This is a genomic window from Micromonospora sp. NPDC002389 (assembly GCF_040296095.1).
GTDB lineage: Bacteria > Actinomycetota > Actinomycetes > Mycobacteriales > Micromonosporaceae > Micromonospora.
Genome location: NZ_JBEOWP010000009.1, coordinates 64,298 through 79,343, shown reverse-complemented (window position 1 = coordinate 79,343; position 15,046 = coordinate 64,298). Strand labels below are relative to the sequence as shown.

Here is a 15,046-nt window from a genome sequence, read left to right as displayed (position 1 = left end):
TCCGCGTCCTGACCCGCACCACTCAGTACATGCCGGCGTTGGCCGGACCTGAGCCGGTCGAGGCGGCTGGGCCGTTGTTGCGTGGTCTGCCCATCTCGTCCGCCTCTTCCAGCATGCCCTCCCCTTCAAGCAGGGCCCGCACCTCGGATTCCCGAAACCGGCGGTGCCCTCCTGGAGTCCGGATACTGCCGATCCGGCCGGCTGCCGCCCAACGCGTCACGGTCTTCGGGTCTACCCGAAACAGCGCGGCGACTTCACCCGGTGTCAGCAGGCGATCTCCAGTGTCCACAGCCCCCTCCTCGCGTCGACGAAGCCCCCGGCTGAACACACTGCCCCCGGCCGGTGCGAGCCCAGAGCCGTCATGAGGGACGTATGGCAATTACAGCACCAGCGAACTGGCCTGTCCGCCAAACGCGAAAAACGCACTGAGTGAGAAGTTAGTAAATGCTACCGGCGGCACGCCCTTCGGACCCTGGGTATGCGAACTGTCACCCACTGCCATGCCCAACGGATACCGGCGTCCCGGTGTCACCCGCCGCCGACTAGGGTCTACAGTCCGTGGACGCCATCGACCGCAGCCTTGTGGACCTGCTCCGGAGCAACGCCCGCCTGTCGTACGCCGAACTGGCCCGCCAGGTCGGTCTATCCGCGCCGGCAGTGCACGAACGGGTCGGAAAGCTGGAGTCCGGCGGGGTCATCCGGGCGTACCGGGCCGACGTCGAGCCGGAGGCCGTCGGGCTGGGCGTCACCGCCCTGATCGGCATCGTCGAGGACTCCGGCGCCGACACCGACGACGTGCTGGAGGCGTTCCGGGCGATACCGGAGATCGAGTCCTGCTACTTCATGGCCGGAGTCGAGTCCTTCCTGCTCAAGGCCCGGGTGAGCACCATCGTCGAGTTGGAGCGGCTGATCGTCCGGCTGAACCGGACCCCCGGCGTGGCCTCCACCCGGACCGGCATCGCCCTGTCGACCAAGTGGGAGAACCGGCCCCAGCCGGTGGCGCAGACCTCGTCCTGAGCGGCTTGCTACCTTTCCGAGCGTGACTCATCTCGACCGGTGCGACGAGGCAAGCCGGCGGTGGGTGACCGAGGCGATCGCCGCCGTCGAGGCGGACGCCAACCGGTCCGCCGACACCCACCTGCTGCCCTTTCCGCTGCCCCGGTCGTGGGGGATCGACCTCTATCTCAAGGACGAGTCGGTGCACCCGACCGGCTCGCTCAAGCACCGGCTGGCCCGCTCGCTGTTCCTGTACGGCCTCTGCAACGGCCGGATCGGGCCGGAGACCACGATCGTCGAGGCGTCGTCGGGCTCCACGGCGGTCTCCGAGGCGTACTTCGCGCGGATGCTGGGGTTGCCGTTCATCGCGGTGATGCCCGCCTCGACGTCGCCGGAGAAGATCGCCCAGATCGAGTTCCAGGGCGGGCGGTGCCATCTGGTGCAGGACCCGGCCAAGGTGGTCATCGAGGCGCGCTGGCTCGCCGAGGACTCCGCCGGGCATTTCATGGACCAGTTCACCTACGCCGAACGGGCGACCGACTGGCGGGGCAACAACAACATCGCCGAGTCGATCTACGCGCAGCTCGCCCTGGAACGCCATCCCGTACCCGCCTGGGTGGTGGTCGGCGCCGGCACCGGCGGCACCAGCGCCACCATCGGCCGGTACGCCCGCTACCGGCGGCTGCCCACCAAGCTCTGTGTGGTCGACCCGGAGAACTCCGCGTTCTATCCCGCCTGGCAGGCGGCCGACTGGTCGGTCCGCACCGGCCGGGGCTCCCGCATCGAGGGGATCGGTCGGCCGACCGTGGAGGCGTCGTTCCTGCCCGCCGTGGTGGACCGGATGGTGCAGGTGCCGGACGCCGCCTCCCTGGCCGCCATGCGGGCCGGGTCGGCCGTCCTCGGCCGACGGGTGGGCGGGTCGACCGGCACCAACCTGTGGGGCGCCTTCGGGCTGATCGCGGAGATGCGCGCCGCCGGGCGCACCGGCTCGGTGGTCACCCTGATCTGCGACGCCGGTGACCGGTACGCCGACACGTACTACGCCGACGAGTGGGTGGCCGGGCAGGGCCTCGACCTGGCCCCGCACCTGGCGACCGTGGAGCGCTTCCTGGCCGACGGTTCCTGGCCGGGCTGAGCCGGCCGACGACTCAGCGGGGCGTGCCGCGCTCCGCCAGACCGGGGTAGTGCTGCACGTAGCCGTCCTGGTCCACGTCGACCTCGGCGCTGAAGCCGTCGCTGGCGTACCGGAACCGGTGCGGGCCCAGCCCGGTGTAGACCTGCTCGGCGGGGAGCACGGTCAGACTCGGCAGCAGCACCCAGGCCACGTCGATCCGGTGCGTGGTGTCGGCGGGCGCGGTGGTCAGGCCGAGCCGCCGCACCGGCAGCGTGTTGAACAGCGGCGAGCCGCCCAGGTCGACGTCGAGGGCGTCGGCCAGGCGGTCGGGATCCTCCAGGCCGGGCAGCCCGGCCGGGGCCCGCCCGGCAGCGGTCAGGGCCGCGTCCAGGTCACCCTGCTCGGCGGCGGTCACCCGCCACCGTTCGGTCGTCCGTTCCAGGCGTACGCTCCGCCGCCACCCGGCACCCTCGACCTCGACCTCCAGGCGGACACTGACCCACTCGGAGTCGGTGGCCACCTGGTAGCGGCAGGTGTAGGGCACCGGGTCGGCGGCGATCTGCGTGCCGTGCGCGGTCAGCCCGGAACTGTCGTCGACCACGGCGTGTTCGGCACCGGCCGTGTCGGACCGGGTCCACAGCAGCGACTTCCGCATGGTCGACATGTTTCGGACGTTACGCCACCGCGCCCGGCCCGGCAGGGCATGCGCCGAAGGACGATCAGTAGGTGTGCGCCCGGGGACGCCCGACCGATCCGCGCCGGTCCTCGCCCCGCACCTCCGAGCGCCCACCCCGGTCGGCACCGAACCGGCGCTCCCCACGGGGCTGGTCGCCGTAGCTGCGGTCGCCGAACCGGCGCTCCCCACGCGGCTGGTCGCCGTAGGCGCGGTCACCGTAGCGGCGCTCGCCGCTCGGCTGGTCGCCGTAGCTGCGGTCGCCGTAGCGGCGTTCCCCGCGTGGCTGGTCGCCGTAGGCGCGGTCGCCGAACCGGCGCTCCCCGCCTCCCGGGCGGTCGCCGAACCGGCGGTCGCCACCGGGCCGGTCGCCGAAGCGGCGCGGGCCTCCGGTGGGCCGACCGGGCCGACGGTGCTCCTCCCGCTCCTCGCGTACCGGCACCCCGCTCGGTTCGCGGGCTCCGGTCAGCTCGGCCAGGGCAGCGTCACCGACGCGTACCCGGGTTTGCTCCGGCTCGACACCGGCCTTCTCCAGCATCGCCAGAGTGGTGCGGCGCTGCTTCGGCAGCACCAGGGTCGCCACCGCGCCCGCCTCTCCGGCCCGCGCGGTGCGCCCGGCCCGGTGCAGGTAGTCCTTCGGGTCCTTCGGCGGGTCGACGTGCAGCACCAGCGAGACCCCGTCCACGTGGATTCCCCGGGCCGCCACGTCGGTCGCCACCAACACGTTGGTCCGGCCCTCGCGGAACTCGGCCAGGGTGCGGGTACGCATCCGCTGGGTCTTGCCGCCGTGCAGCCCACCCGCGCGTACGCCGACCGCCGCGAGCTGCGTGACCAGCCGGTCCACGCCGAGCTGCGTACGGGCGAAGACGATGGTCCGACCGGACCGTGCCGCGATCGACGCGGTCACCGGGAACTTCTCCTGCGGCGGGATCAGCAGCAGGTGGTGGTCCATGGTGGAGACCGCAGCGGTCGCGGGAGCGGTGGAGTGGGTCACCGGGTCGGTCATGAACCGTTTGACCAACGCGTCCACGTCGGTGTCCAGAGTGGCCGAGAAGAGCAGTCGCTGGGCGTTCGCAGGCGTCTTCGCCAGCAACTCGGTGACCTCGGGAAGGAAGCCCATGTCGGCCATCTGGTCCGCCTCGTCGAGCACGGTGACCTCGACGTCGTCGAGGCGGCAGACGCCACGGTCGATCAGGTCGGCGAGTCGACCCGGGGTGGCCACGACCACCTCGACGCCCCGGCGCAGGGCGTCGATCTGACGGTCGTAGGGCACTCCGCCGACGGCGGTCTTCAGGAAGACGCCGATCGACTTGCCCAGCGGCAGGAGTGCGTCGTTGACCTGCATGGCGAGTTCCCGGGTGGGCACCAGGACGAGCGCACGCGGGCGCATCGGGCGAGCCCGGCCCCCCTCGGCGACCCGGGCCAGCAGCGGCAGCCCGAACGCGAGCGTCTTGCCCGAGCCGGTCTGTCCTCGGCCGAGCACGTCGCGCCCGGCGAGGGCGTCCGGCACGGTCGCGCGCTGGATCTCGAAGGGTGTGGTGATGCCCTGCCGGGCGAGGGCGCGCACGAGCGGCTGGGGCAGCCCCAGTGCGCCGAAGTCGATCGACTGGTCAGGGCCGGCGGCGTCGGCCGGCAGATCGGTGGGAACGTCGGAGGCGGACAGGGGCATGCCAGAGGCAGCGGAGGTGGTCAAGAAATGCCTTTCGAGCGGGGCGCACCTTCGCGATGTCCCGCCACGGCACTGCGCCGCCGGATCCGTCCGCAAGAACGCCCATGGGCGCGCGGTCGCGCGCCAGGTCAGTGATCACCCACAAGTGTACGGCGAGTGTCGTCCCCACGCGGGGACCGGATGGGGGTAGTGGGCGGACTCACCCGCCGTTCACCCCGGCAGAGCGCCGGTCAGACCGCTCAGGGCGTCGTTGGTCAGCAGGACGACCAGCACGCTGAACGCCACCAGCAGGCCCAGCGCGACCGCCAGCACGATCGCCACCCGCAGGGTGCTGCCGGACCGCTCGGCCGGAGTGTCCGTCCAGCCCTGCGCCAGGATGTGACCGGTGAGTGACCCGGAGTTCTCCTCGCCGGCCGGGAAGGCCACGGTGTTGGCCCCCGACCCGTCCGCGTAGTAGGCGCTCAGATCGGACCCGCCGGGACGGTACGTCGCCGATCCGGCCTGACCGGAGGCGTCCGACCGAGGTCCGGGACCGGCCGCCGCCCGTGGCCCGGCCGCCGCCGACGGCGGGTTCGGCCGGGGCACCGGCCTGGTGACGTCGGGGTCGTCCAGCGGCACCGGCTGGGTCCGGTCCGAGTCCGTGCCGCGCGGAGCCGGCCGGGCCCGGTCGGTGCCGAGCGGGGCCGTCGGCGGCTCGGCCGGAAGCAGCCCAGGCCGTGCCGAGACCCGAGGTTCGACCCCCGTTGAGCCGGAGACCGGCTCGTCCCGACGCCCGGCCGGAGTGGTCGGTGGCGGCCACACCGGCAGCGCCGGAGCGGGCACCACCGGCGGCGCCGAGCCGGGCGCGGCCGACGGCGCGGTGACCGACGGCACCGCTGCCGACGCTGCCACAGCCGCCGTGGTCGAGGTAGCCGTGGCCGATGCTGCCGTCGTCGAGGCGGTGGTGGCCGGTGGCGGCGGGAACGGCGGTGCGGGCATCGGGCCGGGCGGCGGCGGTGGCGGCGGTACGGGCGGGCCGGGTGGAGGGGACGGCGGGCCCGGCACCGGCGGTGCCGGCTGGGGAGCGGGTGGCGGTGCGGGCACCGGTCCCGGCGGGTACGGCCCGGGCGTCGGCGGTGCGGGCACCGGGACGGGTGGCGTCGGTGACGGTGGATTGGGTCCCGGCACCGGTGCGGGCGGCGTCGGAGCGGGCTCCGCCGGTGTCGGATCCGGCACCGGCTGGGGCTCCGGCGTCGTGGGCTGCGGTGGCTCGGCCGGTCCGGCGGGCTCGGCCGTTTCCGGGGCGACCGGCGTCGACCGGTAGACCCCGGCGGCCCGGCCACCACCGGCGGCTGCGGCCTCGTCCGCGCTCACCTGGCCCATGCCGGCGACCCGCACGCTGGCACGTGCCGCAGTCGGCGGCACCGGCTCCCGCTGCCCCGGCACGCTCGCCGTCCCGGCCTTGGCGGCACCGCTCACGCCCGCACTGCCGACAGCCCTGTTCATGCCCGTGCCACCGGTGACAGCGCTGGTGCCCGTGCTGCTCGTGGCTCCACTCGTGCCCGTGGTGCCGGCGGTGCCGTTCGTGCCCGCGACGCTGGCGGTGCCGGTGACACCGCTCACGCCCGCAACGGCCGGCGGTGCGCTCGAATCGGCGGGCTGGGTCGTGCCGGCACCCGCCGCGCCGCCGGCCACACTGACCTGCGCTCGGGCGATCACCGGCGGCCGGTCGGCCTCGGGGGACACCGGGGAACCGGCACGGTACGTGGTACCGCCGCCCGTCGCGGGAGCGCCGGATCCGGGCCCGCCGGCGGCCGGGACGGCTGGTCCGGTGCCGACGACCGCCGAACTCCCCGGGACGGCCACGCGGGCGACTCCCGCCCGGCCGCGTGCCGGTGGCCGAGCCGGGTCGCTCGGCGCCGCCGGTGACGGCGCGGGGTCCGTGCCGACGAGGTCGGCAGCGGTGCCGATGACGGCCGCCGGGCCGGATGCGGAAGGCGCAGCCTCAGGGGCGGCTGGCGCAGGCTCGGGGTTGGAAAGTGCAGGCTCGGCGGTGGCCGGAGGCGGTTCGGCGGTGCTGGTCGGCGCGGCGGTGGACGCAGGGTCGGCCGGCTTCGCCGGAACCTCGTGTTCGGTCATCCTCGTCCTCCGTGCCACGCTCGCACCCGGATCCGTACCCCGGACCGGCAGTGCCTGTGTGACACCGTGCCACATCCCGACCGGATGGCACACCCGTAGCCCGCACAGTGTCCCTCGTGTACGCGCGGGTCGGGCCGAAGATCGCCCCGGCGGGCCCCGTCCGGTCAGCGACCGCCGACGGTGGACGGGGAGGCCGAGGCGCTCTCCTCGGGAGCCCTGCTGCTCGCCGCCGTGGTCGGGGCGAGGCTGCTGCTCGTCGGGGCGAGGCTGCTGCTCTCCGTGCTCGGGGTGGACGAGGCCGACGGGCTCTGCGACGGCGAGGTGGTCGGCGACGGCGTCACCGACGGCGAGGGGGAGGGGGAGTCGGTCGGCGTCGGCGTGGGCGAGCCCGTCGGCGAGGGGGACGGCGACGTGGGGCGCGGCGTCGGCGTCGGCTTCGGGGTGGTGGTGGGCTTCGGCGTCGGCTTCGGAGTGGGCTTGGGTGCCGGCGGCTGCGACGGGGTGGGGGGCGTGGCGGGGGCGGGCACCGCACCGACCACCCGGGTCGCGGCGTAAAACCGGGACCAGCGCACCGTCGAGATCTTCACCACGTCGCCGGTGGTCGGTGCGTGGATCATCTTGCCGCCGCCGACGTACATGCCCATGTGGTGGATGGTCCGCCAACTGCTGCCGGAGGCGAAGAAGATCAGATCGCCGGGGAGCAGCGCGTTGCGCGGCACGGTGCGGGACCGGGTCGCGTAGTACTGGTCGCGGGCGACCCGCGGCAGTTTGTAGTACCCGGCCGACCGGTACGCCGACCAGACCAGGCCGGAGCAGTCGAACGAGTTCGGCCCGGTGGCCCCCCAGACGTACGGGTCGCCGAGCTGGCGGCGGGCGTACGCGAGGGCGGCCAACGCGGTGGGGTGCGCGACCAGCCCGTCGGCCGACTGGTCGCCGTAGTCGGCACCGAGTCGCTGCTCGGCGGCCTCCTGCTGGCGGGCCAGCGTGATCAACTGCGCGGAGTTCTCCTCGCGCAACTTGACCAGCTTGGCCTCTTCCTCCCGCAGCGACTGCTGGGTGGCGGCGTACTGCTGCTGGACCCCGCGCAGCCGCTGCTCGGCGGCGGTGTACGCCTGCGTGGCCACCTGCTCGTCGGCGCGGGCGCGGCTGACCTGGCCGGCGGCCGGGCCGGTGGCGCCCTCGCTGCGCTCACCCCGGTTGGCCCGGTGCAGCAGTTCCAGGTCCCGCAGGGTGGCCGCCCAGTCGCCGGGCGGTTGGGCGGCATCGACCTTGATCGCCTCGGCAGCGACCTGGTCAGCGCGCTGCTCGGCCTGCGTGACCGCAGCCCGGGCGAACTCCAGGGTGCGTTGCGCGGCGGTGTGCTGGGACTCGGCCTCGGTGCGCTGCTGTTGCAGGTCGAGGAGTTGGGTGCCGAGCTCGCCGATCCGTGCCTCGACGGCGTTGATCTGAGTTTCGAGCGCGTTGCCGGCGGGGGTGACGGTCGGCGCCACCACACCGGGGGTGCCGCCGGTCGGTGCGCCGGGCAACTGGAGCTGGCCGGCGACGGCCGGGCGGGAGCCGGTGTCGGGCACCGTGACCGGGACGCTCGGCTCGGCGTACGCGGGAGCCGCGAGGACGGCGGTGGCGACGGCGCTGAGCAGGGCGGACCAGAGCATCGGCCGCAGCACCGGCGAGACCACCGGACTCCGTCGCCGTCGCCGTTGTCCGTCCGTGCTGTCGACCATTGCGCTCCCGTCCGGACCTGCTACGCCGCGCCGGGGGTCGGACGCGGCGGTGGGGACGCTACCGCCAGGTGTCGCCAGATCGCCAGGCGTCACCGGTGTGAGGTGTGGCGTGCCCCATCCTGTCTTACCTCACCTGGTGCGTGGTGTCGATGTTTGGACGGGTTAAAGAAAACTGTGAGTTCGGGAGACGCTGGTCACCGATGGACCACGGTGTGAGCAGCCCGGGTGTGCGACGTAGGCTCTGACTGCGGCCGGTAACGGTCGCGGACGCAGGGGAAAGGGACGGGCTTTCGATGGACGCCGGACTCAAGCGCGAGCTCGAAGCGAAGGTGTACGCCGGGGAGCGGCTGACCCGTGAGGACGGCATCGCGCTCTACTCCAGCGACGACCTGACCTGGTTGGGGCGGCTGGCCCACCACGCGCGCACCGAGCGCAACGGCGACCGGGTGATGTTCAACGTCAACCGGCACCTCAACCTGACCAACGTCTGCTCCGCCTCCTGCGCGTACTGCTCCTTCCAGCGCAAGCCGGGCGAGAAGGACGCGTACACGATGCGTATCGACGAGGCGGTCCGCAAGGCCAAGGAGATGGAGGACGAGCAGCTCACCGAGTTGCACATCGTCAACGGCCTGCACCCGACGCTGCCCTGGCGCTACTACCCGAAGGTGCTGCGCGAGCTGAAGGCCGCGCTGCCGAAGGTCAAGCTCAAGGCGTTCACCGCCACCGAGGTCCAGTGGTTCGAGAAGATCAGCGGGCTGACCGCCGACGCGATCCTCGACGAGCTGATGGAGGCCGGTCTGGAGTCGCTGACCGGTGGCGGCGCGGAGATCTTCGACTGGGAGGTCCGCCAGCACATCGTCGACCACGCCTGCCACTGGGAGGACTGGTCGCGGATCCACCGGCTGGCGCACAGCAAGGGCATGAAGACGCCGTCGACCATGCTCTACGGCCACATCGAGGAGCCGCGGCACCGGGTCGACCACGTGCTGCGGCTGCGTGAGCTGCAGGACGAGACCGGTGGCTTCGTGGTCTTCATCCCGCTGCGCTACCAGCACGACTTCGTCGACTCGGCGGACGGCAAGATCCGTAACCGGATCCAGGCCCGCACCACGATGGCCTCGCCGGCCGAGTCGTTGAAGACCTTCGCGGTCTCCCGGCTGCTGTTCGACAACGTGCCGCACGTCAAGTGCTTCTGGGTGATGCACGGGCTCTCGGTGGCCCAGCTCTCGCTCAACTTCGGCGTGGACGACCTGGACGGCTCGGTCGTCGAATACAAGATCACGCACGACGCGGACTCGTACGGGACGCCGAACACGATGCACCGGGACGACCTGCTGCACCTGATCTGGGACGCCGGCTTCCGCCCGGTCGAGCGGAACACCCGCTACGAGGTGGTCCGCGAGTACGACGCCGCGCCGAGCATGGCGGAGCGCCGTTCCGAGCCGCAGCAGGTCTGGGCCTGAGTCGACGCGTACCCTGGCACGACGATGAGCGAGCAGCAGGGCGCGTTCCCGCGCCGGGACGACGACGGGCGCATCCGGTTCCTGGGTGATCTGCTCGGCGTCAGCCTGGCCGGGGTGGTCATCGGGATGCTGGTGCTGGTGCTCTTCGACACCGCCTTCGCCTGGTTCGGTGCCGGTGATTTCGGCCAGGCCAACGGATGGCTGGCGGTGATCCTGGCGGTCTGGTTGTTCTGGGAGGACTTCCGGGCCTGGGAGTTCGGCGCGCCCCGGGTGGTGGCCGGGTTGGTGGCGCTGGCGATGGCGGTGGTCTCCGGCCTGCTGGTGGCGGGCGCGGTGACCGGGCTGCCGCCGCTGCTCTCCGGCGGTCTGGCGGCGGTGACGTTCACCGTCGTGTACGCGCTGGTCTGGTTCCCCGGCGTCCGCTGGCTGGTCGACCGGACGACCTGAGGTCGCCCTGCGTCGTGCGGCGGGGCCGCACGGAGGAGCTGAGAGACGCCGCCCCCGGCGGAGAATGGAGTACGACGTGAGCGCGGCGGCCAAGTACACCCTCGGCCGGATCGGCCTGTTCGTGGTCGTGATGCTGGCCCTCTGGCCGGTCGACATGGACATCTTCCTCAAGCTGATCCTGGCCCTGCTGTTCTCCGCTGCGGTCTCCTTCTTCCTGCTCAAGGGCGTACGCGACCAGATGGCCGAGGAGATGGCCGCCGCCGCCGAGCGGCGCCGCTCGGAGAAGGAGCGGCTGCGGTCCGCCCTGGCCGGCGAGGACCAGGCCGAGACCGACACGGTCTCCGGCGGCCAGGCCGACGGCGGGACGACCGACCAGCCCGGCTCCGCGACCGAGCCGGGACGCGGCCCGTCCTCCTGACCTGCGGCGACGGAACCATGTCGTCGGCATGAGGATCCGGCTGGGATGGGCCGGACAGCGATCGATGTTGATATGACCATGGGACCGGTGGTGGGCTGTCCGCTACCGGGCGGGGAACCCCCGCGCCTCCAGGAGGTTATCCATGGCCCTCCGTTCGATCCCCGTCCGCCGTGCCCTGGCGCTCATCGTCGCCGCCGGGCTCGGCCTGCTCACCATCTCCGCACCACCGGTGTCCGCCGGACCGGCTCCGAACCGGGACGAGCAGCCGGCCGCCGTGCCCTACCGGGTGCTCGGCCCGAAGACGCTCGCCGACCGCAACGCGATCGCCGGCACCGGTGCCGCGATCGACTACTCCGAACACGGGGTGCTGCACGTCTCGGCCACCCGCGCCGAGGCCGCCGCGATCACCCGCCTCGGGTTCCGGCTGGAGGCGATCGCCGCCCTGCCCACCGATCGGGGCGCCACGGACGGTCAGGTCGGCGCGTTGGCCTTCCCGCCGGCCGACGCGAACTATCACGACTACGCGGAGATGACCGCCGTGGTCAACCAGGTCGTCGCGGACCACCCGTCGATCGCCCGCAAGATCAGCATCGGCAGCTCGTACGAGGGCCGGGACCTGGTGGCGGTGAAGATCTCCGACAACGTCGCCACCGACGAGAACGAGCCGGAGATCCTGTTCAACGCCCAGCAGCACGCCCGCGAGCACCTGACCGTCGAGATGGCGATCTATCTGCTCAACCTCTTCACCGACAACTACGGCTCCGACTCCCGGATCACCAGCCTGGTCAACAACCGGGAGATCTGGATCGTGCCGACCGTCAACCCCGACGGCAGCGAGTACGACATCGCCACCGGCTCCTACCGGTCCTGGCGGAAGAACCGGCAACCCAACAGCGGCTCGTCGTACGTCGGCACCGACCTGAACCGCAACTGGAGCTTCAACTTCGGGTGCTGCGGCGGCTCGTCCGGCTCGACCTCGTCGGACACCTACCGGGGCCCGTCGGCGTTCTCCGCTCCGGAGACGCAGGCGCTGCGCAACTTCGTCAACAGCCGGGTGGTCGGCGGAGTGCAGCAGATCAAGGCCAACATCGATTTCCACACCTACTCCGAGCTGGTGCTCTGGCCGTACGGCTACACGACCAGCAACACCGCCACCGGGATGAACGCCGACCAGTACAACACCTTCGCGACCATCGGCCAGCAGATGGCGGCGACCAACGGCTTCACCCCGCAGCAGTCCAGCGACCTGTACATCACCGACGGCAGCAGCATCGACTGGATGTGGGCGACGCACGGCATCTGGGCGTACACCTTCGAGCTGTATCCGGGCTCGGCCTCCGGCGGCGGCTTCTACCCGCCCGACGAGGTCATCCCGGCGCAGACCTCGCGCAACCGGGAGGCGGTGCTGATCCTCTCCGAGTACGCCGACTGCCCCTACCGGGCCATCGGCAAGCAGTCGCAGTACTGCGGTGGTGGCAGCGGGACCACGGTCTGGTCGGACACCTTCGAGACCGCGACCGGCTGGACGATCAACCCCAACGGCACCGACACCGCGACGTCGGGGCAGTGGGAGCGGGGCGCCGCGCAGGCCACCAACTCCAGCGGCGCCAAGCAGCTCACCCCGTTCGCCGGTAGCAACGACCTGGTCACCGGCCGGCTGGCCGGCAGCGCCGCCGGAGACTACGACGTGGACGGCGGCGTGACCAGCGCCCGGTCCCCGGCGGTCACCCTGCCGTCCAGCGGTACGTTGACCCTGTCGCTGGCCTGGTACCTGGCACACGGATCCAACTCGTCGTCGGCCGACTACCTGCGGATCAGCGTGGTGCACAACGGCGGCACCACGGCACTGCTGACCCAGGCCGGTGCGGCGAGCAACCGCAACGGCGCCTGGACCCAGGCCAACCTCAACCTCACCCCGTACGCGGGACAGTCCGTCCGGATCCTGGTGGAGGCCGCCGACGCGTCGACGGCCAGCCTGGTCGAGGCGGCTGTGGACAACGTCACCATCACCGCCTCCTGAAATCGGCGGGGCCTCGCCACACCCCCTCGCGCGGGGCCCCGTCCCAGGGGCCAAACGGACAACAGTGAACTAGACGGGCTGCCGGTGGCCGCCCATGACCGGGACCGCGACCTGCTCAGCGGGGTCGCGGTCCCGCCGTGCGCTACCGTCGTACCGACCCGCCGCAGCGAAGCCGGTGCGAAACCGGCGCTGTCCCGCAACTGTGATGCCCCGAAGCCGGGGACGAGTCAGGTCGCCTGGGGCGCGTCGCGATCCGCGCTCTCGAGGAAGGGCGCCTCGCGGACGGGTCGCTCCGGCTCCTGTCGGCGAAGCAGCACTCCTCGACCGACAGGAGGACCGATGTTCAGCCGTACCCCCCGGGTCTTCGCCGCCACTCTCGCGGTGGCCGCGCTCGCCCTCGGTGCCTGCGCCGAGACCAGCAGCGAGACACCCAGCACCGGCGAGCGCCCGAGTGGCGCCGCCTTCCCCGTCACCGTCGGGTCGTTGACCCTGGAGCAGCGTCCCGAGAAGATCGTCTCGCTCTCCGCGACGGCCACCGAGATGCTCTTCGCCATCGGTGCCGGCCCGCAGGTCACCGCCGTCGACGACCAGTCGAACTTCCCGGCCGACGTGCCGAAGACGGACCTCTCCGGTTACCAGCCGAACGCCGAGGCGGTCGCCGCGAAGAACCCCGACCTGGTGGTGCTCAGCGACGACCGCAACAAGATCGTCGACCAGCTCACCACGCTCAAGATCCCGGTCTACCTGACTCCGGCGGCGCAGACCCTGGACGACTCGTACCGGCAGATCACCGAGCTGGGCACGCTCACCGGCAACGGCGATGCGGCGGCCGACGTGGTGCAGCGGATGAAGGACGACATCACCAAGATCGTCGCCGAGGTGCCGCAGCGGGTCCAGGCGCCCACCTACTTCCACGAGTTGGGGCCGGAGCTGTACACCGCCACCAGCAAGACCTTCATCGGCTCGATCTATGCCCTCGCGGGCCTGGAGAACATCGCCGACGCGGCGGACGCCGACGGCAAGAACGGCGGCTACCCGCAGCTCTCCCAGGAAGTGATCGTCCAGGCCAACCCGGACTTCGTCTTCCTCTCCGATGTCAAGTGCTGCCAGCAGAGCGCCGCGACGGTCAAGGCGCGCAGCGGCTGGTCCGGCATCGAGGCGGTCAAGAACGACCAGATCGTCGAGCTGGACGACGACATCGCCTCGCGCTGGGGCCCGCGCGTGGTGGACCTGCTCCGCACCATCGTGGACGCCACCAACAAGGCTGCCGAGTGACCGACGTCAGGCGTTAGCAGGGGACCCTTCCTATGCACCAGGCGTTAGCAAGGGACCCTTCCTTACCTGTCGCCCGGCCGGCGGGCCTGCGGAAACGCTGGCTCGCCATCGGCGTGCTCGCCGTGTTCGTCGCCCTGGTGGCCGGCGTCTCGCTCGGGCCGGTCAGCCTGCCGCCCGGCAGTGTCGCGATCGAACTGCTCAACCTGCTGCCCGGGGTACGCCTGGAGAGCGGGCTGACCGAGCGCGAGATCGCCATCGTCACCGAGCTGCGGCTGCCCCGGGTGGTGCTGGGCCTGCTGGTCGGTGGACTGCTGGCCCTGGCCGGTGGCGCCTACCAGGGCGTGTTCCGCAACCCGCTGGCTGACCCGTACCTGCTCGGCGTGGCCGCCGGGGCGGGCCTCGCGGTCACCGTCGTGCTGACCCTCGGCACCGCGACCGGCGGTGCGCTCAGCGGGCTCCCGCTCACCATCCCGCTGGCCGCCTTCGTCGGCTCGCTCGGTGCGGTCGCCATGACGTACCTGCTCGGCGTGGCCGGTGGACGCAGCCGTTCGCCGGCCACGCTGATCCTGGCCGGGGTGGCCGTCTCCGCGTTCCTCTCCGCCGGGCAGACGTACCTGCTGCAACGCAACGCGGACAGCATCCAGGAGGTGTACTCCTGGCTGCTCGGGCGGCTGGCCACCGCCGGTTGGCACGACGTCCGGCTGGTGCTGCCGTACTTCCTGTTCACCAGCCTGGTCATCCTGCTGCACCGGCGGGAGTTGGACGTGCTCTCGGTGGGTGACGACGAGGCGGCCGGGCTGGGCCTGCACCCGCAGCGCTCCCGGTACCTGCTGATCGCCGCCGCCTCGCTGGGCACCGCCGCCGCGGTGTCCGCCTCCGGCCTGATCGGCTTCGTCGGGATCATCGTGCCGCACACCGTACGGCTGCTCGCCGGATCGAGCTACCGGGTCATCCTGCCGCTGTCGTTGCTGTTCGGCGGTGCCTTCCTGGCGTTGACCGATGTGGTGGCCCGGACCGCCGCCGCGCCGCAGGAGATCCCGATCGGGGTGGTCACCGCGCTGCTCGGCGGCCCCTTCTTTGTCCTGGTGCTGCGGACCGCCCGGCGGGTGCTGACGTGACCGCGCCCGAG

13 protein-coding genes and 1 riboswitch are annotated in these 15,046 nt (G+C 72.2%); of the genes, 8 read left to right on the top strand and 5 right to left on the bottom strand.

Going from position 1 to position 15,046, the window contains the following annotated elements; all coding sequences use genetic code 11:
- Positions 1 to 22: 22 nt before the first annotated feature.
- Entirely contained in the window at positions 23 to 289 is a 267-nt protein-coding gene (locus ABT008_RS18580; protein ID WP_350697461.1) for a BldC family transcriptional regulator, read from the bottom strand.
- Between the two features lie 269 nt (positions 290 to 558).
- On the opposite strand from ABT008_RS18580, the gene ABT008_RS18575 reads away from it, so the two are divergent.
- Positions 559 to 1,017, top strand: coding sequence for an Lrp/AsnC family transcriptional regulator (locus ABT008_RS18575; RefSeq protein WP_350697460.1), 459 nt, complete (start codon positions 559 to 561; stop codon positions 1,015 to 1,017).
- Between the two features lie 22 nt (positions 1,018 to 1,039).
- On the top strand, positions 1,040 to 2,131 hold the full coding sequence (gene cds1, locus ABT008_RS18570) for an L-cysteine desulfhydrase Cds1 (RefSeq protein ID WP_350697459.1): 1,092 nt from the start codon (positions 1,040 to 1,042) through the stop codon (positions 2,129 to 2,131).
- A 13-nt stretch (positions 2,132 to 2,144) separates the two neighbouring features.
- Here the strand turns inward: cds1 and ABT008_RS18565 are convergent, their stop codons facing one another.
- The 4 genes from ABT008_RS18565 to ABT008_RS18550 form a co-directional block, all read right to left on the bottom strand.
- Positions 2,145 to 2,774, bottom strand: coding sequence for a putative glycolipid-binding domain-containing protein (locus ABT008_RS18565; RefSeq protein WP_350697458.1), 630 nt, complete (start codon positions 2,772 to 2,774; stop codon positions 2,145 to 2,147).
- 55 nt (positions 2,775 to 2,829) lie between these two features.
- Positions 2,830 to 4,476: a DEAD/DEAH box helicase gene (locus ABT008_RS18560; RefSeq protein ID WP_502890451.1), complete on the bottom strand. Its 1,647-nt coding sequence runs from the start codon at positions 4,474 to 4,476 to the stop codon at positions 2,830 to 2,832.
- A 186-nt stretch (positions 4,477 to 4,662) separates the two neighbouring features.
- Positions 4,663 to 5,937: a hypothetical protein gene (locus tag ABT008_RS18555; RefSeq protein ID WP_350697456.1), complete on the bottom strand. Its 1,275-nt coding sequence runs from the start codon at positions 5,935 to 5,937 to the stop codon at positions 4,663 to 4,665.
- Positions 5,938 to 6,734: 797 nt separating this feature from the next.
- Complete coding sequence (locus tag ABT008_RS18550; RefSeq protein ID WP_350697455.1) at positions 6,735 to 8,294, bottom strand: C40 family peptidase; 1,560 nt, start codon at positions 8,292 to 8,294, stop codon at positions 6,735 to 6,737.
- A 293-nt stretch (positions 8,295 to 8,587) separates the two neighbouring features.
- Here ABT008_RS18550 and mqnE point away from each other — a divergent pair, with 293 nt between their 5' ends.
- From mqnE to ABT008_RS18520, 6 genes are all read left to right on the top strand, one after another.
- Positions 8,588 to 9,757: an aminofutalosine synthase MqnE gene (gene mqnE / locus ABT008_RS18545; RefSeq protein WP_350697454.1), complete on the top strand. Its 1,170-nt coding sequence runs from the start codon at positions 8,588 to 8,590 to the stop codon at positions 9,755 to 9,757.
- A 24-nt stretch (positions 9,758 to 9,781) separates the two neighbouring features.
- On the top strand, positions 9,782 to 10,204 hold the full coding sequence (locus ABT008_RS18540) for a hypothetical protein (protein WP_350697453.1): 423 nt from the start codon (positions 9,782 to 9,784) through the stop codon (positions 10,202 to 10,204).
- 76 nt (positions 10,205 to 10,280) lie between these two features.
- Positions 10,281 to 10,622 carry a DUF4229 domain-containing protein gene (locus ABT008_RS18535; RefSeq protein ID WP_350697452.1) on the top strand — a complete coding sequence of 114 codons (342 nt, stop codon included), beginning with the start codon at positions 10,281 to 10,283 and terminating at the stop codon, positions 10,620 to 10,622.
- 142 nt (positions 10,623 to 10,764) lie between these two features.
- Positions 10,765 to 12,642, top strand: coding sequence for a M14 family metallopeptidase (locus tag ABT008_RS18530; RefSeq protein WP_350697451.1), 1,878 nt, complete (start codon positions 10,765 to 10,767; stop codon positions 12,640 to 12,642).
- 171 nt (positions 12,643 to 12,813) lie between these two features.
- Positions 12,814 to 12,874, top strand: a riboswitch (cobalamin riboswitch).
- Positions 12,875 to 12,981: 107 nt separating this feature from the next.
- Positions 12,982 to 13,917 (top strand): ABC transporter substrate-binding protein, encoded by a 936-nt coding sequence (locus ABT008_RS18525; protein ID WP_350697450.1) that lies wholly within the window; start codon positions 12,982 to 12,984, stop codon positions 13,915 to 13,917.
- Positions 13,918 to 13,949: 32 nt separating this feature from the next.
- A complete protein-coding gene (locus tag ABT008_RS18520) occupies positions 13,950 to 15,035 on the top strand; it encodes a FecCD family ABC transporter permease (RefSeq protein ID WP_350697449.1) in 1,086 nt (361 codons plus the stop codon).
- Positions 15,036 to 15,046: the final 11 nt, after the last annotated feature.